Origin of the sequence: Limibacter armeniacum (assembly GCF_036880985.1) — a bacterium.
GTDB classification, from domain to species: domain Bacteria; phylum Bacteroidota; class Bacteroidia; order Cytophagales; family Flammeovirgaceae; genus Limibacter; species Limibacter armeniacum.
Genome location: NZ_JBAJNO010000008.1, coordinates 698,917 through 718,913, shown reverse-complemented (window position 1 = coordinate 718,913; position 19,997 = coordinate 698,917). Strand labels below are relative to the sequence as shown.

Sequence of the window (19,997 nt, the reverse complement as noted above, 5' to 3'; positions counted from 1 at the left end):
GATAATATTCGTAAACAAATCTCAAAAAAATGAAATATCACAGACTACAAATCTACACTAACGGCTCGCAAGACAACTACAATGCAATCTCAAAACTGCTAGGGGTTCAACCAACAGAATTCCCTGAAAGTAAATTTGATAATAATCCATTTGATATTTGGATTTACTCAGTTGATATAGCTGACGAAGATCCTTATTTCGATTTCATAAATCAATTTCTAGATATATTAGAACCAAAATTCTCTGATCTTGAAAAAATGGAGATTACTAGAGATAATATATCTTTTTGGCTGCTTTATGAATATTATGAACAATGTGGAATGGAATATCACCCAAAAGAAATGAAAAGACTGGGTGAAAGTGAAATAGTATTGTGTATTGACTGTTGGCAAAGAAATACAGAAATAGAACTATAACCACACTAGTATAAGTACCGCCTTACTGTATTCGCTATGCACGTTTAAAACGATAGTGTGGACAACTTGTACCAGTATGCAGTAATTGTTTATCCTATAAAATTAACATCTGACTTTTTAGAATACCAGCTCCTAATGAACAAAGACAAAGCAACCAAATTACTAAAGAAGGTTTACCATTACAGTAACTCGGATCATGACAATCACGAGGTTTTTAAAACATTTGGGATTGTTCCATACAAGACGGGTTTCCTATCTGATCAGGATTACCAAACGCTGAAAAACGCAGACCTTCTGCCAAATGACATACAACATTACACGCATGACCAGATAGTAGACCGATTACTGGAAATCAAGCAAAAAATAACACTGGAGTTTGCAGCCTCATTATTTCTAAAAGGACTTTCAGGAGAATTAAGGTTTCGACAAACCTTGATGAGTTACTGGTTTGTGAAGAACTTGGTTAAACACGAGTTCAATCCAGCAAGCAATTTTGAAAATGAAAATTTTTGCACTTGTGGGTTGCCAAAAAGTAAGTCTGTAGACCGGACTCATACACTTTTCACTTACCACCTCGGACATTCCTGGAATGAATCTCCAATTTCCTTTCTTTTTGAACTTGAAGAAATTTTGACATGCCACCCTGTACAGGTTACGCAAGAAGATTCTGATCTACTGATAAATTTATTGGCTGCCATAAATAATGCACCAAAAGATGAAACACCCAGTCAACTGGCTAACAGGATTGGAAAAGAAAAACTCCTTCCCAAAACAGATAAGTACAAACGATATGGTATCCTTCAAACTTTAGCTGTTACGGGAATACTGCCAAATAAAAATAAGCTTGATAACCAACACGTCAGGTCTGATATTGTAATGCCACTGGCTGGATGGAATGGTGAATTGGGAGTTGATTATAAAAAGGCGGAGGAAATATTTAAAATAACGTTTCCAAGCAACCATTAAATACAAAAACAGTATAATCAAACCAACTACAGTTCAAATAAATCAACCATGAAAATAAGACATGCTACAGCATCAGACTACAATCAGGTTTGGGATATTTTTTCAGCAGTAATTCAGACTGGCGACACTTATGTTTTTTATCCTGACACACCGAAATCAGAACTGGCAAAACATTGGTTTGCTGATTATATGACAACATTTGTCGCGGAAGAAGATGGTCAGGTATTAGGCACCTATATTATAAAACCTAATCAGATTGATTTGGGCAACCATATTGCTAATTGCAGCTATATGGTAAGTCCTAAGGCACAGGGAAAGGGAATAGGAAAATTGCTCTGTGAACATTCCATCCAGTTTGCCAAAGAAAGTGGCTACAAGGGAATCCAGTTCAATATTGTGGTTAGCTCCAATAAAAAAGCGGTTGAATTATGGAAAAGGTATGGCTTTCAAATCATTGGAACTACACCAAATGGGTTTAGGCATGCAACATTGGGATTTGTAGACACCTACATCATGTTTAAGGAATTATAAAATCCCAAACAATACAATAACCAGCTACACTGTTTAAAATAACGTTAGTTATGGATTAAAAATATCGCTATTTCGCTCTTTCAGGGCTGATTTATAGGTCTTTCTTTACGATGGGTGTACCCATCGCTGTTTTATAAAGCCCTTTCGGGCAAAAGTCCTGAAGAGACAAAATATATTAGCGATGGGCGTCGCCCATCGTTGGCTTACACCAATTTTTAGTCCTGAAAGGGCGGTATAATTCACGTTAAAATACTCAGCAACATTACTTTTTGATCTCCACAAAAGTGGTTTTTAAACTTAACAACAAATAAATCAAATAACGTATGAACTTCACTTCACTTAAAGGAACCGTATACCCTTTACTTTTTCTGGTTTTTATCAGCGCATGCACCAACAGTCAATCCGCACAAGAAGCCAATAATATCAAAAGTTTCCAGATGCTGCCACAAAATAATGACACCACTTATTTTGAGTTGGAAAAGAATATACTCGTCTCACAAAAAAACTCCTTCCATGTACAAATGCAAGACCGTGAGACACTGAGTGTCAGCAAGTGGAAACTGATCAAAGCAGATAGTCTTTACACTTTTGAGTTGATTGATATTCGCTACCTGATTCCAACGCCCATCGTATCCTTTCTTTTTGATACAGAAATGGATAGCGTTCCCTTACTCAGTCAACTTCCGGGAGAGATAGGTTTTGGTCAAAAGACCAAGCGAAAGCAGGAGCTTGCTTTGGAAAAGCTTAAGCAAATAAAAGGATTCAAATTTTCCATCATCCATAACGACAGCTACTATTTCTATCCTTCTTTCGATCTTCCTCTAAAGAAAATAACGGTAGAAAATGAATATGATCCGGCTGCCAGTATCCAAATGCATTTGGATGCAGATGACCTGCTTGCCATATTCGGAAAAATGCTATCGAGACCTTCTGAACCATTTGTTTTAGACAGCTTATACAAACAGTCTGATGAAAGTTTTATTGGCCGTAGGTTTTCAGAATTAAACTTGAATTACACTTTCCAAAAAGACAACAGCTTTACTCAAGTCAAGAATACCTTCAATGAAAAGCATCAGCTAATTCGAAGTGGATACAGTGAAAAATCAACCTCATCAAAAGACCTTAATACATCTTTAAATAAGAACGGGAAAATATATATCACCAGAAAAGTTGATGCCCAAATCCAGTTTAGACCTGCATTGCTACAAACTTCTTATGATATTCAAGCTCAACAATAGTTTTTGAGTGATTAAAAATAATACCTATTCATAATGCCTTTACAAATATGAAAGTCAAGTGTAATCACTGCGTACCAAAAGAAGGAATAGAAGTGCCTGACTTGTCTCTGCATGACAAACAAAACCTGTTAGAGCTGTATAGAAAATCGCCACTTCTCATGATCAAAACATTGAGAGAAACCTTTAAACTTAACCTTCTCGATTCAAAATATTTAACCTTTCACATTAATAACGAATATGGAAAATGTAACAGATGTAACTTCAACAATCTTGACGGAGAATATGTATCATGCCCAAAATGTGGTGCATTAAACTGTAATTGGGAAACAATTATTTAATTTTCAAATTGAGGCTTTCGAATGAAGTCCTAGAAAATTGGGCTCCTTGATTTTTTTACTTTACCTAATACTTTTTACTATGGGCTTTGGATTTAATTTACTCTTTGCTTTTATCTTAATGCCATTCAGCATAATACTGTTCATTACCTGGGCATTTACCAAAAGTAAATTAGCAATGAAAATCTTAAAGAGTATATGGATAACTATAGGATTATTGGTGCTACTTGTTATTATAAGCGCCCCTTTTGTTGAAAAGATTGAATTGAACAAGCAAGATTTTTATGGTGAATATATTATTGATAGAGACTTTTTTAAGGGTGAACAAACTAACTGGCAGTACAACCGTTACAGGTTTGAAATCACTGAAGACGATAGCATTTTTTTCCATGTAACGGATAAAGACCGCATTATCAAAACTTACAAAGGCATTATTTCTACTGTAAAACCATACAACTCCCATCGATTAATTTTAGACATGGATCAACCTACTCATCACATTATGAGCGGAAATCCAACGATATACAGAGAAATCTGGGGCTTTTATATGGAATTTCACTCACCAAAATTCAGGAATGTCTTTTTCAGAAAAGGTGAATGGAAAGAAATCGGAGCGTAAATTTTATTACGCTAACCTAACTAGTCTTAGTGTCTCACTAATGCTTTCCTATTTTTTGAAGCATCTCGCTCAATGCTGTCAACTTAAGCAAAAGTGTGGGAACAGAGCAAGGCTCTGTTCTTGCGAAGCACCACGAATCACATGCCCGTGGGACATTTGTGACACGATTGAACACGGCAAGGCCGTGTTCCTACAGTGGTTCGTGTTGTTAAGTTGACAGCATTGGGCGTCTCGCTTTGGTGAGCGGACACTCACAATTTAATAGGCGTAGCGGACGCTACGACCAGTGGTAGTTTTAAATTCAAGGAGCTTTAAATTACTCCTAAAAAATATATATAGAATATTTAATGCACAGATTAAGAGCAGTGTAAATGAGGATATCTCAATTTTGGTAAAGCTGGACAATCACCCTTGGAATTATTTGTGTGAATGTGGAGATGCCAGTGATCTTACCATCAAAGAGATTCAAGATTGCAATGCCATCTTTATTAGCCATACCCATATTGACCATTTTGTAAATTTTGATGCTGTCATCCGTCACCAGATAGGCATAGAAAGAAGGGTTGTTATTTGTGGTCCTGAAAATATTTCAAAGCATGTACAAGCAAGGCTTAAAAGCTATACATGGAACTTGATCCAGAAGGGTTCTATAATTTATGAGATAAGGGAGGTAGTCAGTGAAAATAAAATTGTGGTTTACGAGATTGAACCTCCTTTTTGGGAATTAATCAAAATCGGTGAGCAGGATAATAACATCCTCTTTGAGGAGAAGTCATTTACAGTTTCTTCAGTAATACTTGATCATAAGACACCAACTTTGGCATACAAGTTTAAAGAGAATGAAACCTTAAAAATTGATATTCAAAAAAGTGGATTCAAAGGTGGAAAATGGGTCAAAGGGCTTAAAGATGCCTTTATCAATAAAGATAATAACGCTGTCATCTCAATTGACGAAAAAGATTATCAAGCACATGAACTCTATCATTTACTCCATATTCAAGAAGGCGATTCGGTTGGTGTAATAATGGATCATGCGGCAAATCATGAGAATCACTCAAAGATTAAAGACCACTTTTGGAAATGCAGGCAAGTATTTATTGAGAGCTTCTACAAAGAAGCTGATCAAGAACTCGCGGCATTAAACTTTCACAGTTTCTCTACGCAATCAGGAAAGATCATGTCGGAAACTGAAGTTGATGAGCCAATCCCTGTACACTTTTCCCGAAAATATAAAGAGCATGATCTAAAAGAGTTGATGCAAGAGTTTGAAAGTGAAGCTTATAAAAACAAAAACCCTAACTAGTCTTAGTATCTCACTAAGACTTTCCTTTTTTTTGAAGCATCTCGCTTTGATGAGCGGACGCTCACAATTTAATAGGATGTAGAGAACGCTACGACCAGTGGTGAAGACGGGTGGGATGATAACTATGATACACTAACCGCAAGATGTAATAAAATTAAAATCGATATTGGGAAAACAGGTACAAAATAATTTCACTCGATTTTCAAATCAACCAATTTACACTCAAACCGATGAACAAACTAAAGCAATACGCTTGGCTACTGCTACTTACTTTTGCTTGCCTATCCTGCTCTTCTATGGAAAGACAAAAAAATACACCGTCAAAACTGAAAGCACTGATTATTGACGGCTCCAACAATCATTATGTCTGGCCTAAAACCAGCTTTATGATGAAAAGTTATCTTGAGCAGACAGGACTTTTTGAGGTTGAAATCAGCAGGTATGATTCCGTTTGGCTTGGTGTTAAGTACAACCCTAACCGTCCGGAGGCTTATGAAAGTTTTATCAAGGAGTATCCCGTCAACTTATCTCTGCAAAATATTTCCACCAATCCGCTGCACACGTCTGATTTTTCTGTCGACTTCAGTCAGTACGATGTGATTATTTCCAATCTGGGTGCTCAAACGCCTGAGTGGCCCAAAGAAACCAGAGAAAAATTTGAGCAATATATGCTGAATGGCGGTGGGCTTATTGTGGTACATGCAGCCAACAATGCTTGGGGAGACTGGAAAGCTTTCAACAAAATGATTGGACTGGGTGCATGGGGCGGACGTGACAGCACTACTGGCCCGTATGCTTTTTATGATGATGCCGGAAATCTTCATACTGATCATGTGGAAGGAATCTGCGGTTCACACGGAATGGAACAGGAATTTGTGGTTACAGCAAGGGCTCCCGAGCACCCAATCATGAAAGGATTGCCGACAGAATGGCTGCACGCAAAGGATGAAATGTATGACAGAATGAGGGGGCCTTTTGAAAATGCTACTGTTTTGGCTACTGCCTATTCGGATGTGGAGAAAAACAAACAACCTTGGGAGCCTACATTGTCCGGTTCGGGAAAACATGTTCCAATGCTGATGGCCATCAATTATGGAAAGGGTCGTGTATTTCATTCTACCCTTGGGCATTTTGATTACTCTATGGAATGCATCGGTTTTATCACCACTTTGCAGCGAGGTGCGGAATGGGCTGCTACTGGAGATGTGACCCAAAAAATTCCAGCTGATTTCCCAACCAAAGACAAATCCAGTTCGAGAAGTTTTTCGGTAAATGCGCTGTAATACCAACGTGTGTTTTGGATTAACACCATAAACGACTTTTAAAATCAAGCAGTTGAACAAACCTTTAGCCATCCCAACGAATGGAAAATCAAAAAGCATGTATCGTTAAATCAGGGTTCTGGTATTCTGCCGACAAAAATCCGTTTTGGCTGAATGTTGTAGGTGAGAAGGTTTTCTGGTTAGGTATGAACAACAAAACTGCCACTTCCCAATTAGCGACACAATGGTGTCATGTGGGGCATGGTGAACTGAATGGCAATCATATTTTTCTGGAATGGTCTGATATTCCTGTAGGCAAAGATCAGTTATACGGTTCCATTACAATTGAAATAATTGATGACACGCATTTAAAAGTAATTGAGGACTCCGGCAATTTTGGCAAATCAGAATGGGAATGGGTTGCTGAAAACAAAAGTTTTTCTGAGTTATAATCTTTTCAAAAAATTACCATCCATAAGAAAAAACTTCAACTAAAATGCAACAAGCACAAAAAAGCCTAGACAAACTGAATTGTCTAGGCTTTTATTAATCATTTGGTTGGCTAAATAACTTCGTTTATGGTCGGTTTTCTTACTGAACAAAGTCATGCTACCAACCTTTTATAGCAATTTTTCAGGTTTACCTTACGGACTTTTCCACAAAAGGCTACTATAGGCATATCAATTCGCTTGTGGAATATTTCTGTATCCCCATTAGCATTGTGCTGACTACTGGTAGCGACCATAATATTCTCTGTCAGTATCTGGTTTGAAGGTGTGACTGTAAAAGTTACTGATTGATAGCTGTATGATGTACTATCACTATGGTCTCGTGATACACGGATTGGGTGAAAAAGAATAAACCGTTGTTTCCTGTAATAGGAAAACGAAAAATAGTTTTCCTTCAGGTTGTTATAGTTTTTGTCGGTACTTCCTAAAAACAGGTTTAGTCTTGTAAAGTCATACGATGCGTCACCTGTGTGTACAAAAACATCTAAAACGCCCCAAGTCTTTCCAAATTGACTTCCTTTACCTTCAGGGCAACGAAACATCTCTGTTGCAAAAAACTGGTTATGTATAGCCATTTTTTCAGCCAGCATTGCCTTATAGAATTCCCTTCCGCCACATCTTTTTATTTCACGCCCTACTGTACTACGGTGTACACCTATTTCGCGTGCAATGGCCGCATCAGATTTATTTTTACTGATGCCTGATGCAATTTGTTTTCGCTGTTGAATGGTAAGGTGCTTCATCTCATTTAAAATAGAAAAAAAGCAACAAGATCTGTATTCAATAATCCACAAGACCCTACATTGATAAATGTGTAATATGTAGGCTATACATCAAAGAAGAAACTGATAAACAACACTATATTCAGGACGGATATGATTACCCCCAGAAAATAAAGGACACCTTTCAATAGTGGTGAATTCTTGTAGCTGCCCATCACTTTTTCGGATGATGTCAGGTAAACTTGTGAAAAGATGGTAAGCGGTAACTGAATACTCAGTATCATTTGCGAAATAATCAGCCCTTGAAAAGGATCCCTGATCAAAAAGATAATTATCAATGCCAGCACCAATGAAATCAACACTCCCAATTTTGAGTGGTTATCTTTGATATCGTAAGGCTCCTTGTACATTCCGGCAAAAATACTTCCTGCTGCCATTCCAGAAGTTACAGTAGAAGAAATACCCGAAAATAACAACGCTACACCAAATGCGATAGCAGCATGTGGCCCAAGCAAAGGCTCCAAAAGGTTTTCAGCCTGCTCCAGTTCTGAAACAGAATTGTGATTCTTGAAAAATGTTGCTGCCGCCAGAATAATCATCGCACTGTTGATTGCCCACCCAATTGTCATGGACAGTATCGTATCGGCTAGCTCATACTTAAATTGTTTCTTAAGTTCTGTCTCATCTTTCAGGTTCCACTTTCTGCTTTGAATAATTTCCGAATGCAAAAAAAGGTTATGCGGCATTACAACGGCACCCAATACACTCATTACAATAATCATAGAGCCTTTCGGAAAAGTAGGCTGTACCCAACTCCATGCCGCCGTATTCCAATCGATCTCCACCAGTGAGAGTTCGTAGAGAAAAGACAATCCTATTACAGAAACAAAGGAGATAATCCAACGCTCTATCAGGCGATAAGAATTGGTAAAAAGCATAATCACCACAAAAATGGTCACCAACAGTGCTCCTATTTTGATAGGTACTCCAAACAAAAGTTCAAGTGCTATTGCCCCTCCCAGGATTTCTGCCAATGAAGTCGACACGGAAGCCATCATGGCTGAAATCAGTAAAACTTTTGAGTAGAGCGGCTTCATATAAATCACAGCCGCTTCAGACAAACAATAGCCTGTTGTAATTCCCAACTGTGCTACGTTATGCTGCATCAGTATCAGCGTGATTGTGGAAAGCGTCACAACCCATAAAAGTGCATAACCAAAATCCGCTCCTGCCGCCAGGTTTGATGCCCAATTACCGGGATCAATAAATCCGACTGTTATTAAAAGCCCTGGCCCTATAAACCTGAAAATATCTAGTTTCCCCGGTTTTGGCCTGTAGCCTTTTTTATCTATGTTTTTAAAAATATCAAACATACTTTTCGTCTTTTATTTTTTTCAGCGCTGGTATTTATGCCATGATTTATCAAGGTGTATCATATTTCACAAAACAATTTGTGATACAGCTTCCTTTTTTTGTGAACAATTATAGCCATGTAAGTTATATACATTAGTCGATTGTATACATAAACTGAAGCTAAATAAAAAAGTATGTCCCCTATTGAAAACCTATCAAAACACGGCTATCAACTTCCTGATGTTTCTACACCGGGCGGAAGTTATGTTTCTGTCAACATCAGAGAAAATATAGCCTATATCGCTATCCAATTTCCCATACTAAATGGCGAATATTTTTACCAAGGTCGGTTGGGAGAAAATATTTCAACAGCTGATGGCTATAAAGCAATGGAGCTATGTGCCTTGAATGTTTTGTCTCAGGTAAATAAGAAAATCGGCTTTGACCAAATCGTTGGGCTGAATCATATTGATGCTTACTACCAATCTGGAGAAGAATGGGATGATGCTCCCAAGATAGTCAATGGTGCTTCTGATTTGTTTGTGAAGGTTTTGGAAGACAAGGGAGAACATTCAAGGGCAATTTTTGGTGTTCACAAGCTGCCCAGAAATTTCAGTGTTGGGTTGACTGCCACATTGACGCTCAAAAAATAATAAGGCAATTTGTTTACCCCCTCCACAGGATGAGTTGTGAAATTTGATCTACCTAATAACCAATCAGTTCTGTGTAATATTAAAATCTATCGAAACCTTTCTAAATCATTTGAGTATATTAAATCATATTTTTTCATTTGAATTAACCTTCACACTAAACCAAAAATTATGTTTAAAAAACTCGCTTCCGATGTAATGGGACTCAGTGACATTGGTACTATCGTACCACCTGAACAGTACGGTTCAGTAGACTCTGATGACTATGTATTGCATGAGGATGGAGAAAAGATTTTTTTCCTGATTAGATCAAAATCTGATGAATACTGCTTTACAAACCAGGCACTGATTCACTTGGATGGTAACTCAGCAATGGACAAAAGACGTATGCTGAAGCGTTACACATACAAGGACAATCATATTAGCCATGTAAGACTGGAAACAGCTGGTAATATTGACCGTGATGTAGAGATCAAGTTTGAACTTGGTAACAACTCTTACAGCATTGATGTTGATAAAAACCAAATTGAAAAGCTGAAAGACCTGTACAAAGCCCTGATTAAAATTGGCTCTATTCAGGACGAAAACAACAGGTTGTTGTCCCTTGCTAATGAGAGCATCCTAACTACTTCTGAAACATTGAGAGGTAGCTCAAGATCAAATGCTTCTCATGAGGAATTTACAGCAATCAATGAGTATAGTTTCAACTGGAGAAAAGAAGCTTTTGACAAATATCTAAGAAGTGATTTCGGAGATGTTTTTCTTCTTTTTATCAACAACTAATCTGAATAATCCTTCTGGTTATATACAAAGAGCAGCCCTTATAAAGGCTGCTCTTTCTGTTTTCTATATTTTATGCTGAAAGGGATTTATACCATAACGTGAGTTATGGACTATAATATTGGTTTAAATAACCAAATGGGAAACACCTCTCCTTTTTTGAAAATATCTTTTTCCATAGGCAATTCCATAAAGGCATCTGCATCGGTCAGGTTGGCAAAATCTCCAGAACCATTTCCAGTCATTGGCGTCGCTTCCCATTGCCCTTTTTCACTGATTGAAACCTTGACTTGCAAAAAATAGGTAAGTGGCTTGTCAAATGTAAAATCCTCTGTCAGTGTTGCTTTCAATATAGGCAGCAAATCCATTCCCAAACTTTTCTTAAGCCATGGCACTACGTATCGGAATATGCACATAAAGGTGGAAACAGGATTTCCAGGCAATGCAAAAATAGTTGTACTCGTCTCCTTATGACTGCCAAACCAAAATGGTTTTCCCGGTCGCTGTTTTACTTTATGGAAATGCTTTTCTACGCCCAACTCTTCCAGTACTTCCGGAATAAAATCCAGTTTCCCCTTTGATACACCACCACTTAAAACAACCACATCAAAAAGCTGTAAAATACGGTCCAGCTTATCATGAATAATGGCTTTGTCATCTTCTAAATGGAATGGAAGTCCTTTAACACCATATTGTTGTAACAAACTACAGATGCTGTAAATATTCGAACGTCTTATCTGGTAAGGCATTGGCGTTTCTCCTACATCAACCAGTTCATCACCCGTTGAGATAATGGCAAACTTAGGAATACGTGAAACCATTACATCTGTCTTGCCTACTGATGCCAATACACCTATTTCTGCAGCTGTTATCACCTGTCCTGATTTCAGCAAACACTCTCCTTCTTTTCTATCTGTCGCTTTGTTATGGACATTTTTTCCTTTTGCTACAGGGTATTCTTCAACCACGATCGCATCCCCTTCCTTTTTGGTGTATTCATAAGGAATTACAGCATCTGCATTGCAAGGCAAAACCGCTCCCGTCATTACTTCCAGACAGTTTTCTGATTCGTCCAGTGTAAGTTGCGGCATTCCTGCAGCCTGCAAGCCTTCCACCTTAAAGCTCCTTTTTCCAGCAAGGTATGCTTCAGACTGAATGGCGATACCATCCATGGTCACCCGATCAAAAGGAGGAAATGCACGATCTGCATAAATATTTTCACGTAATACTTTCCCGTTTACTTCTGATAGTGGTAACTGAACAATAGGCAGCAATGCTGCACTTTCCATGATAAATTTCTCCGCTTCGAGTGCGTGTATCATTTGTTTGTGGGTTAATCAGGATTTGAGTCATTAAATTCTCTTTCAAGTTATATAAAAATAATCCAATGAAATAATTTTTTTATTTTAAGGTGATTAATAAAAATTGAACCTATTATAGGTACAGAATAAATATTCATAAATGGAAAAGAAATTCACCCATCTTGACAAGGATAACAACCCTTCGATGGTAGATATAAGTGAAAAAAAAGTTACTGAACGTGTAGCTGTAGCTGAGAGTATTGTAGTACTTCCTGATGAAGTCATTGAGTTGTTGACTGGTGATGAGATCACAACCAAAAAAGGCCCCGTTTTTCAAACCGCTATCATTGCAGGAATTATGGGAGCCAAAAAAACTTCTGAGCTTATTCCTCTTTGTCATCCTATCGGTATGGATAACTGTCAGCTTTCTATCAAGGTCAACGATCAGCATGAGGTTGTGATCCGCTGTACGGCAAAGGTAAACAGCAAAACAGGAGTAGAAATGGAAGCACTTACTGGGGCATCTGTAGCCGCCCTTACCGTATATGATATGTGCAAAGCTTTTTCACACGATATCATTATTAAAGAAACTAAGTTGGTTAGTAAAACAGGAGGGAAAAGTGACTACTAAAAAACACCAGAAACACGCAAAGCTTTCAAGAACTGAAATTGGAAAATATGCCCGCAATGAGATCGCTATTTTGGGAACACCTTGTGGTGAAATCAAAAAGTTGGCTTTAGATATCACCGCTACACTGGAAGGGAAATCTGTGGCATACCTGGATATGGACCATCATTCAGACGCAGCTGAAAAAACTAAAATTTTTCAGGGGTTTTCTCAGATGTACACTGATAAAATTGATTTCAGAAGATTTGATTTTCAAAGAAGTTTCAATGAATTTGAGCTAAGAAAGTTTTTCAATCATACCGATTTGTTATTGGTCAATGGCAACCATATGGAAGCTGCTGCCCAATTAATTGTCATTGATTCCAGAAAAAAACTGGATAAGCACCTACCTAAGGTTACAAATCCGTTAGCCCTCATTTTTCAGGATGGGGAAAGTATTATTCCGGATGCCTTAAAAAAGCATTATCCTTCTATTGAAAAACTTCCACAAATTCAGCTAAGCGAAACACAACAGATTGCCCAACTAGTTAGGGATTACTTGACACAACGTGGTCCAAAACTAAAAGCATTGGTATTGGCTGGAGGAAAAAGTGAAAGGATGCAGCAAGATAAAGGCGCTATCAACTATCATGGTAAGCCACAAACCCAACATATTTTTGAGCTGCTTCAACAATATACAGATGAGGTTTACCTTTCAGGTAGGTCGGATCAGCATTCATTAAAAGAAAATTACCCGTTTATAGAAGATAAATTTGTTGGATTGGGACCTTTTGGAGGAATTTTAAGTGCATTTCAACAAGATCCAAACGCAGCCTGGTTGGTTGTTGCAGTAGACTTGCCATTACTATCCGAAAAGAGTTTAGACTATCTAGTTGCTAACCGTAACCCATCAAAAGTAGCAACTGCTTTTATCAGCCCATTCAATCAGTTTCCTGAGCCTTTGATCACGGTTTGGGAACCGAAAGCATACAATGAAATGCTTCAATTTTTAGGATGGGGCTACTCTTGTCCAAGAAAAGTCCTAATTAATTCTGATATTTACGTGATTGAAAACCCATTCATTGAAGAACAAACCAATGTCAATACTCCTGAAGAGATGAGGGAGGTGATGACCAAATTACATAAATAGAACTTTAACCATCGTAACTAATGAAGTTTCCCCAAACTGCAATCGACATTCAAAATGAGGTCTTGAATTCACTTAATGTTTTTCCTAAAGTCGGACATTTAAGATTGCGCCAACTCATCAACATTCTTCCTACAGTATCAGATGATATTATCGTGGAAGGAGTTGTAAAAGTTTTAGAGTCTAACCGTACCCATTATTTAGCCCAGCAATTTTGTGGTAAAATTCTTTCTTCCGTTCAACCCCGAACTGATATGGAACTGCAAGATATTTTATACAGAACCTTGGAAAGCTGGAACAATAATATCCTCGAATTTCCTGCTTGGATGATTCAGAACTATGGACTTAGACATGTGAAAATAACACTGGACGATATGGAAGGTGAAGACTTAAGCCCGAATGAATCAGAAAGTCTGGAAGCCTTGAAAGCGTACTTAAAACTCTACTAGTTTTAAACTCATTTACAGGAAAGGTATTCATTAACAAATGTCAATACTATTGCATTCTTAATGATATGCCTTTCTTTTGGCTTAGTTTTATTATCTCTAACAAGTAAATAGTTCATTCAAGCCATAAAAGCTTAATATGCAATTATCCAATCAGTCTGTAGGCATTGCAATGTCTGGTGGTGGAGCTAAAGGACTTGCCCATGTGGGTGTTCTGATGTATCTGGAAGAAATCGGAATCAACACCAATATTGTAGCTGGTACAAGTGCAGGTGCAATAGTTGGGGCGCTGTATGCTGCAGGTCACCGACCTGATGCCATTATCGACTTCTTTGTAAAAACTCCACTGTTTTCTTTCTCCAACTTCCTGTCACTCACACAAGGTTGGCGTGGCTTGGTTGACCCCGAAAAGCTTTACAAATACTTTGAGCCTTATATTCCCAATGATGACTTCACTTCCTTGGAAAAAAAGCTGAGAGTAATTGCTACGGACATGGTCAAAGCCAAGGAAACCATGTTTACAGAAGGATCTGTTATAAGGGCTATCTTAGCATCTTCTGCTTTCCCGCTGTTTTTTGCACCTGTAGAAGCTAACGGTACATCTTATGCTGATGGCGGTATTATTAACCACTTCCCTGCTGATGCTATCAGGCGTGAGTGTGAATACCTGATCGGTGTATATGTGAGCCCGCTGAAAGAGGTCAATACACAACAGATGCGTAGCGTCAAGAATATATTGGAGCGTTCACTGGAACTGAAAGGGCATTTGGCGGAAAAATCAAAGTTTGTACTCTGCGATGTGATGATCTATATGGATGAGTTGCAAGAATTTGCCACTTTTGATACAGATGAAGATATACTGAGGGAGATTGTAAAGATTGGGTATGAGAAAGCCAAATCACATCATGCTGATTTTATCAAGCTAAAGAGCGAGCTCAATAAAACCAGAACGGTTGAGTTTTAAATGCTTTCTTAAGCAGAGGTATAATTGAAATCGGAAGTTTTAAATTCATCGATGGTTTATAGGTTCAACTCCTTTGGAGTTGGATAAATGTAATTTACTTACACCTCAGGCTTACGCCTAAGGCTACTTTTGTTCAATCCCTTCGGGATTATTTTTCATACAGAAAACACCGTTTCCGAAGGAAACAAACCATATTAGCTCCAGATGGCAATCTGGATTTTACAGCAATCAATATATCATAACCCTGAAAGGGTTGAACAGGATAACATCATTTAGTACCTCATAATATGAGAAAGGATTAGAGTAGGAAATCTCTATTCCAATTCAATACTTGCTTAAATTAAGAGAAAACAAAAAAAGTGATAAACCTGATAGCTAATCCGGTTTATCACCTCATATAAATTCTTTCTACTTGCTTGAGTAGAGTTTTATATTATTTACTTAGTCCATTTGCAAAATCAACAATCTTAATCAGGTCTCTTCTTCTATTCAGTGAGAAGCGATTTTTCTTAATATAGGTCGCTATTCTCTTTTCATGCTTATCAAAATAAGATAGCATATCCTTGTTATCGACATCTACTGGCTGAAGGTTACGGGTACCATTTCCGAAATAATAGAAGATCTTCTTTATTTCGTGCCTGATCGAAACCTCTTCTTCTTTATTCTTATTTTTCTTAATGGTTTTCTGAGGTTTATTTTTAAATTCTATTCCTGCCTTGGCATAAAGTTGATAAGGCCCTTCACTTACAATTTCAAATAAACCGACCAAAGGAATTCCTTCCACCCTAAAGGTACTACCGCTTACATAGCGTTTGTATTTGACTGAAGAAAGGTTATTGTCAAACTTAAATACCAGGCTATCTATATCCCAAAGGTTGAATACCTCTATACCGCCATACTCTTCCTCCACTCTCATAATCTCTACCTGTTGGAGATCAAGATCGTAGCGCATTTTTTTCACATCCATAGCCATACCTCCATGCATCGAAATACGACCTGGCATCCACTCACCAATCAGGTAGTAATAGTCATCTGCTTCTGCCTGAGTAGATGGCTGATTGGTTAACTCCAGAAAATCCTGCTTACTATTCTTAGCTATTTGGGCAAAACCCGAATAAGTACTAACAAACGCAGAAAGGGTTAGCAGTAAAACTGTAGCAATGTTCAATTTCATCTTAGATAGTAGATAGTTTGAGGTGAATTTATGGGAAAGCCACTGTACACACTTAGGTTAAGATTCTCTATATAGCTTTCTTATTTAAGAAGTAATTGGGACTACTTTTCTTTTGGGTTTATTAGAAAGTAAGCATTCGGTTTGAGAATAAAAAAAGGACTTCCTTTTAATGGAAGCCCTTTCGAAAAGACCGTGGATTATTTTCTTTTTCTCTTGGAATAGTTATCACTTCGACTACTCTTCTGATACATTTTCTTCTCTCTTTCAGAGAGTTCTTTTACTTCATCTATTTTCATCAGGTAATCATCCATATCCTTGTACTGCTCTGCCAACTCCTCACTTGGAGGTAACGAATCCATCGAAGCTTTCATCTTTCTAAGGTCACCCTCCAATTTCTCTTTGGCTTCTCTGTATTGTCCTTTGTCTACCAATTCCATCACTCTCTCATACTCCTTATTGGCTTCAAACATGCTCTTCAGCTGCAATACATTCGGATCTTTTGATGCCTTGTATAGTTCAATATCGTCTGTTGGCTTAAGGGTTACAGTCTCTGCAAGCTCCTTGCGTTGGAATGTTTCAGCATCATCAAACTGAAGTAACGTTTTGAGTGCAATATCACTTGGTATATCTTTTTTGATATCAAAACGGATCAATACTGACTTCAACTCTTCAGAGATAACATCCTTGAAGTTCACTTCCATTTTACCATTTTCAGTACGGTATTTATAACCATAAACTTCTCCTACTGACAGGTATTCTTCAGGAAACTCCACATCCAAAACTGCATTTTGAGCCACTACAGCCAACAATCCTTTCAGTTCTTGGCTGAAGATTTCAGGAATTTTTTCAGGAGAATCAATAAAGTAATAATTGCCGCTTCCACTTTCTGCCAAGTCCGTCATCAGGATTTCATTAAAGTCTGCCCCAACACCAAAAGTGGAGATCCCTATTCCGTGTTCAAGGTTTTTGGTTTCTGCCATCTTGTTGAGCTGCTCAGGTTCTGTAACACCTCTATTAGCTAATCCATCAGACAGTAGAAATATCCTGTTGACTTTGTTACGGTCATATAGTTTTTGTGTTTGATTGTACCCTTCCAACATTCCGCCGCTCAAGTTAGTCGTGTTACGGCTAAAGATACCATCTACTTTTTGTCTGAACACTTCCTTGTTGGAGAGCTTTCCTGCTTCGCTGATTACCTCCACTACATCATCATAAATAGTAAGAGAAAGGAGGTCATTTTCACTTAGGTTATTTGCGACAAACTTACAAGCTTCTTTGGCATAGCGGATTTTATCTCCATCCATTGAACCACTTCTGTCAAGTACCAATCCGATATTCATCATCGGACGGTTTTTGGGCGCTTCTATTTTCCCTGCCTGAACATTTACAAGTAGGTAAAGGGATTTTTGTCCTTTGAGCAAATACCTGTTGTCAGGTTTTGCTTCTAGTTTAATTTTTTCTTTCTGCATGTCGTCGTTGGGTGTTATAAAGAATGAAAAACCACTTACCAGCAACACGAATAACATTAGTGCTTTCATAGTTATATAATTTGGCGGTCAGTTTTTGAGTTTATATCCAGCTTGGATGGTTTTTATCACGATCTTTTTCAAAGAAGTCGTCAAACCTACTCATTGTCAAGCTAAAAAAGCTTAGAACTCATTTACATTAGCTACATACTCGTATAACGTTATTCTTTTAAATGGTTACACTTTTATAATATGGCACAAAAAAAGCCACTACCATAGGGCAGTGACTTTTCAAATCAGTAGTTAAACTGACTTTTTATAAATCTTAAGCTTTCTTGGATGCAACCCACTCATTGACAAGCTGCTCCAAAATATTCAGAGGCAATGCGCCATTGGTTAGCACTACATCGTGGAATTCACGAATATCAAATGCGTCACCTAATTGCTCTTTCGCCTGCTTACGAAGCTCTAGAATTTTCAACATACCTACTTTGTAAGCTGTTGCCTGAGATGGCATCACGATATGTCTATCAACCATCTTCTCACAAGCACCATATGCAGCAGGTGTATTGTCCATGTAATATTTAATACCTTCTTCACGTGTCCATTTCTTACTATGGATGCCAGTGTCCACTACCAAGCGGCACGCTCTCCAAAGCTCCATTGCTAAACGACCGAAATCAGCATATGGGTCTTTGTAGAAACCAATTTCTTTTGGTACCAACTCACTGTACAATCCCCAGCCTTCTACATATGCTGTAAAGAACATATGCTTTCTGAATTCAGGGATTCCCTCCAGTTCCTGAGCAATCGCAATCTGCATATGGTGACCAGGAATTCCCTCATGAAATGCCAATGCCTCCATTTCATACTTTGGCATCTGTTTCATATCATAAAGGTTAGCATAGTAGTAGCCAGGACGTGAGCCATCCATGGCAGGCTGGTTGTAGAATGCTTTTCCGGCTGTCTTTTCACGGAATGCTTCTACACGCTTCACTACCATATCAGCTTTAGGTTTGGTAAGGAACAACTCATCCAACCTACCCTTGACTTCATTGACTAATGAGGTTGCTGAATCAAGGTAAGCTTGCTTTCCTTCTTCCGTATTAGGGTAGTAAAACTGATCATCCTCTTTCATAAACTTGAAGAACTCTTTCAGGGAACCTTCGAAGCCAACCTTCTTCATGATTTCCTTCATTTCTCCATGAATTCGAGCTACCTCTTCCAAACCAATTTTGTGGATATCTTCAGCCGTAAGGTCGGTAGTCGTTGTCTTTTTCAGTGCATAAGCATAGAACTTATCTCCATTTTCAAATCTCCACACACCTGCATCATCTGTCGCCTTTTTCTCCTGAGCTTCCAAAACAGTGATCAGGGATTCATAAGCAGGTTGTACATGCTTTTCTAATGCTTCTGATGCTGCTGCCAACAATTGCTTTTTCTCTTCTTCACTAATACCTTCGATCTTTTCAACCTTTGTTTGGAAATCACTCAAAATCACGCTTGACTCTTCTGCCCCATCTTCAAATGGTCCTCCTTTCAACACATTACGAGCGTCCTGCAATACCTTTACATAAAGAAACTTTGGCAACAATATACCCTTATCTTCACGCACTTTCAGTTGGTCAATCAGCTGACTCACCAATGTATCCATGCCATTCAGCCTTTCAATATAGGCTTCTGCATCACTCTTAGAAGTGACCGCATGAAAACCAATCAAGAAAGCCGGAACCTCTGCCTGCATTCCATGCATCTGGTTTACCGGATAACTAATATGGCGATATTCATATCCTGCGATTTCCTCTTCCAGCTTCATTTTCATCAATTCATAGCTAAGCTTTGTCTGCTTATCCAGTTTTGATGCATCAATAGAGTCCATCAGGAATGCCAAGTCTTGCTTAGCGATATCCAATTCTGCCAGCTCTGCTTTTTCCGAGATATCATCCCATTTGCCATAGTCCTTTTTGATTCCCAAATAAGTCTGTTGCATTGGACTACGGTCTACTGAAGCTTCATATACACGCTCAAAGAACGCATTAGCCTTTGCTGATTCAGCATTTTGAACAGATTGCACTGTTTGTTGTCCTTCATTCTTAACATCTTGCGGAGAGCAACCGAAAAGTACCGCAGCAGTAGTACCAATCAGTAATGTCTTTTTCAAAACCATGATTTGTTAGTTATTTAGTTGAAACTATAGAAGAAGTAGAA

Annotated in this window: 20 protein-coding genes; 14 read left to right on the top strand and 6 right to left on the bottom strand. The window is 38.1% G+C overall.

Annotated features, from left to right (window positions below; translation table 11 throughout):
* Positions 1-29: 29 nt before the first annotated feature.
* The 8 genes from V6R21_RS08920 (at position 30) to V6R21_RS08885 (ending at position 7,122) form a co-directional block, all read left to right on the top strand.
* The gene (locus V6R21_RS08920; protein WP_334242868.1) at positions 30-416 is read left to right on the top strand and encodes a hypothetical protein; all 387 of its coding nucleotides are present in this window, start codon (positions 30-32) and stop codon (positions 414-416) included.
* A 135-nt stretch (positions 417-551) separates the two neighbouring features.
* Positions 552-1,382, top strand: coding sequence for a hypothetical protein (locus V6R21_RS08915; RefSeq protein WP_334242867.1), 831 nt, complete (start codon positions 552-554; stop codon positions 1,380-1,382).
* 48 nt (positions 1,383-1,430) lie between these two features.
* A complete protein-coding gene (locus V6R21_RS08910; RefSeq protein WP_334242865.1) occupies positions 1,431-1,913 on the top strand; it encodes a GNAT family N-acetyltransferase in 483 nt (160 codons plus the stop codon).
* Between the two features lie 323 nt (positions 1,914-2,236).
* Entirely contained in the window at positions 2,237-3,151 is a 915-nt protein-coding gene (locus V6R21_RS08905; protein WP_334242863.1) for a hypothetical protein, read from the top strand.
* A 417-nt stretch (positions 3,152-3,568) separates the two neighbouring features.
* A complete protein-coding gene (locus tag V6R21_RS08900; protein WP_334242861.1) occupies positions 3,569-4,105 on the top strand; it encodes a hypothetical protein in 537 nt (178 codons plus the stop codon).
* 286 nt (positions 4,106-4,391) lie between these two features.
* On the top strand, positions 4,392-5,408 hold the full coding sequence (locus V6R21_RS08895) for an MBL fold metallo-hydrolase (RefSeq protein WP_334242859.1): 1,017 nt from the start codon (positions 4,392-4,394) through the stop codon (positions 5,406-5,408).
* 230 nt (positions 5,409-5,638) lie between these two features.
* The gene (locus V6R21_RS08890; RefSeq protein WP_334242857.1) at positions 5,639-6,691 is read left to right on the top strand and encodes a ThuA domain-containing protein; all 1,053 of its coding nucleotides are present in this window, start codon (positions 5,639-5,641) and stop codon (positions 6,689-6,691) included.
* Positions 6,692-6,771: 80 nt separating this feature from the next.
* Positions 6,772-7,122 (top strand): hypothetical protein, encoded by a 351-nt coding sequence (locus V6R21_RS08885; RefSeq protein WP_334242856.1) that lies wholly within the window; start codon positions 6,772-6,774, stop codon positions 7,120-7,122.
* A gap of 152 nt (positions 7,123-7,274) precedes the next feature.
* Here V6R21_RS08885 and V6R21_RS08880 read toward each other — a convergent pair whose 3' ends face one another.
* Together V6R21_RS08880 and V6R21_RS08875 are read right to left on the bottom strand one after the other, a co-directional pair.
* Complete coding sequence (locus V6R21_RS08880; protein ID WP_334242853.1) at positions 7,275-7,922, bottom strand: helix-turn-helix domain-containing protein; 648 nt, start codon at positions 7,920-7,922, stop codon at positions 7,275-7,277.
* Positions 7,923-8,005: 83 nt separating this feature from the next.
* Complete coding sequence (locus V6R21_RS08875; RefSeq protein ID WP_334242851.1) at positions 8,006-9,274, bottom strand: Nramp family divalent metal transporter; 1,269 nt, start codon at positions 9,272-9,274, stop codon at positions 8,006-8,008.
* 174 nt (positions 9,275-9,448) lie between these two features.
* Between V6R21_RS08875 and V6R21_RS08870 the strand changes: the two genes are divergently transcribed.
* Both V6R21_RS08870 and V6R21_RS08865 read left to right on the top strand, forming a co-directional pair.
* Positions 9,449-9,907, top strand: coding sequence for a RidA family protein (locus V6R21_RS08870; protein WP_334242849.1), 459 nt, complete (start codon positions 9,449-9,451; stop codon positions 9,905-9,907).
* A 168-nt stretch (positions 9,908-10,075) separates the two neighbouring features.
* Positions 10,076-10,687: a PH domain-containing protein gene (locus V6R21_RS08865; protein ID WP_334242847.1), complete on the top strand. Its 612-nt coding sequence runs from the start codon at positions 10,076-10,078 to the stop codon at positions 10,685-10,687.
* Between the two features lie 110 nt (positions 10,688-10,797).
* Here the strand turns inward: V6R21_RS08865 and V6R21_RS08860 are convergent, their stop codons facing one another.
* Positions 10,798-12,006 (bottom strand): molybdopterin molybdotransferase MoeA, encoded by a 1,209-nt coding sequence (locus V6R21_RS08860; RefSeq protein ID WP_334242845.1) that lies wholly within the window; start codon positions 12,004-12,006, stop codon positions 10,798-10,800.
* Between the two features lie 139 nt (positions 12,007-12,145).
* Between V6R21_RS08860 and moaC the strand changes: the two genes are divergently transcribed.
* From moaC to V6R21_RS08840, 4 genes are all read left to right on the top strand, one after another.
* Positions 12,146-12,616, top strand: a complete 471-nt coding sequence (gene moaC / locus V6R21_RS08855) for a cyclic pyranopterin monophosphate synthase MoaC (RefSeq protein ID WP_334242843.1) — start codon at positions 12,146-12,148, stop codon at positions 12,614-12,616.
* Positions 12,606-13,742 carry an NTP transferase domain-containing protein gene (locus V6R21_RS08850; RefSeq protein WP_334242841.1) on the top strand — a complete coding sequence of 379 codons (1,137 nt, stop codon included), beginning with the start codon at positions 12,606-12,608 and terminating at the stop codon, positions 13,740-13,742. Before moaC ends, V6R21_RS08850 begins: the two co-directional genes overlap by 11 nt.
* Before the next feature lie 20 nt (positions 13,743-13,762).
* Positions 13,763-14,188, top strand: coding sequence for a hypothetical protein (locus tag V6R21_RS08845; RefSeq protein WP_334242839.1), 426 nt, complete (start codon positions 13,763-13,765; stop codon positions 14,186-14,188).
* Between the two features lie 136 nt (positions 14,189-14,324).
* Entirely contained in the window at positions 14,325-15,149 is an 825-nt protein-coding gene (locus tag V6R21_RS08840) for a patatin-like phospholipase family protein (protein ID WP_334242837.1), read from the top strand.
* Positions 15,150-15,582: 433 nt separating this feature from the next.
* Here V6R21_RS08840 and V6R21_RS08835 read toward each other — a convergent pair whose 3' ends face one another.
* From V6R21_RS08835 to V6R21_RS08825, 3 genes are all read right to left on the bottom strand, one after another.
* Positions 15,583-16,323, bottom strand: coding sequence for a hypothetical protein (locus V6R21_RS08835; protein WP_334242835.1), 741 nt, complete (start codon positions 16,321-16,323; stop codon positions 15,583-15,585).
* A gap of 197 nt (positions 16,324-16,520) precedes the next feature.
* A complete protein-coding gene (locus tag V6R21_RS08830) occupies positions 16,521-17,861 on the bottom strand; it encodes a VWA domain-containing protein (protein WP_334242833.1) in 1,341 nt (446 codons plus the stop codon).
* Between the two features lie 253 nt (positions 17,862-18,114).
* Entirely contained in the window at positions 18,115-19,950 is a 1,836-nt protein-coding gene (locus tag V6R21_RS08825; RefSeq protein ID WP_334242830.1) for a DUF885 domain-containing protein, read from the bottom strand.
* Between the last annotated feature and the right edge of the window lie 47 nt (positions 19,951-19,997).

What these genes read in the sequence shown, in the direction of transcription:
- V6R21_RS08920 (WP_334242868.1), top strand. Translation starts at nt 30, where the DNA reads ATGAAATATCACAGACTACAAATCTACACTAACGGCTCGCAAGACAAC.
- V6R21_RS08915 (WP_334242867.1), top strand. Translation starts at nt 552, where the DNA reads ATGAACAAAGACAAAGCAACCAAATTACTAAAGAAGGTTTACCATTAC.
- V6R21_RS08910 (WP_334242865.1), top strand. Translation starts at nt 1,431, where the DNA reads ATGAAAATAAGACATGCTACAGCATCAGACTACAATCAGGTTTGGGAT.
- V6R21_RS08905 (WP_334242863.1), top strand. Translation starts at nt 2,237, where the DNA reads ATGAACTTCACTTCACTTAAAGGAACCGTATACCCTTTACTTTTTCTG.
- V6R21_RS08900 (WP_334242861.1), top strand. Translation starts at nt 3,569, where the DNA reads ATGGGCTTTGGATTTAATTTACTCTTTGCTTTTATCTTAATGCCATTC.
- V6R21_RS08890 (WP_334242857.1), top strand. Translation starts at nt 5,639, where the DNA reads ATGAACAAACTAAAGCAATACGCTTGGCTACTGCTACTTACTTTTGCT.
- V6R21_RS08885 (WP_334242856.1), top strand. Translation starts at nt 6,772, where the DNA reads ATGGAAAATCAAAAAGCATGTATCGTTAAATCAGGGTTCTGGTATTCT.
- V6R21_RS08880 (WP_334242853.1), bottom strand. Translation starts at nt 7,922, where the DNA reads ATGAAGCACCTTACCATTCAACAGCGAAAACAAATTGCATCAGGCATC.
- V6R21_RS08875 (WP_334242851.1), bottom strand. Translation starts at nt 9,274, where the DNA reads ATGTTTGATATTTTTAAAAACATAGATAAAAAAGGCTACAGGCCAAAA.
- V6R21_RS08870 (WP_334242849.1), top strand. Translation starts at nt 9,449, where the DNA reads ATGTCCCCTATTGAAAACCTATCAAAACACGGCTATCAACTTCCTGAT.
- V6R21_RS08865 (WP_334242847.1), top strand. Translation starts at nt 10,076, where the DNA reads ATGTTTAAAAAACTCGCTTCCGATGTAATGGGACTCAGTGACATTGGT.
- V6R21_RS08860 (WP_334242845.1), bottom strand. Translation starts at nt 12,006, where the DNA reads ATGATACACGCACTCGAAGCGGAGAAATTTATCATGGAAAGTGCAGCA.
- moaC (WP_334242843.1), top strand. Translation starts at nt 12,146, where the DNA reads ATGGAAAAGAAATTCACCCATCTTGACAAGGATAACAACCCTTCGATG.
- V6R21_RS08845 (WP_334242839.1), top strand. Translation starts at nt 13,763, where the DNA reads ATGAAGTTTCCCCAAACTGCAATCGACATTCAAAATGAGGTCTTGAAT.
- V6R21_RS08840 (WP_334242837.1), top strand. Translation starts at nt 14,325, where the DNA reads ATGCAATTATCCAATCAGTCTGTAGGCATTGCAATGTCTGGTGGTGGA.
- V6R21_RS08835 (WP_334242835.1), bottom strand. Translation starts at nt 16,323, where the DNA reads ATGAAATTGAACATTGCTACAGTTTTACTGCTAACCCTTTCTGCGTTT.
- V6R21_RS08830 (WP_334242833.1), bottom strand. Translation starts at nt 17,861, where the DNA reads ATGAAAGCACTAATGTTATTCGTGTTGCTGGTAAGTGGTTTTTCATTC.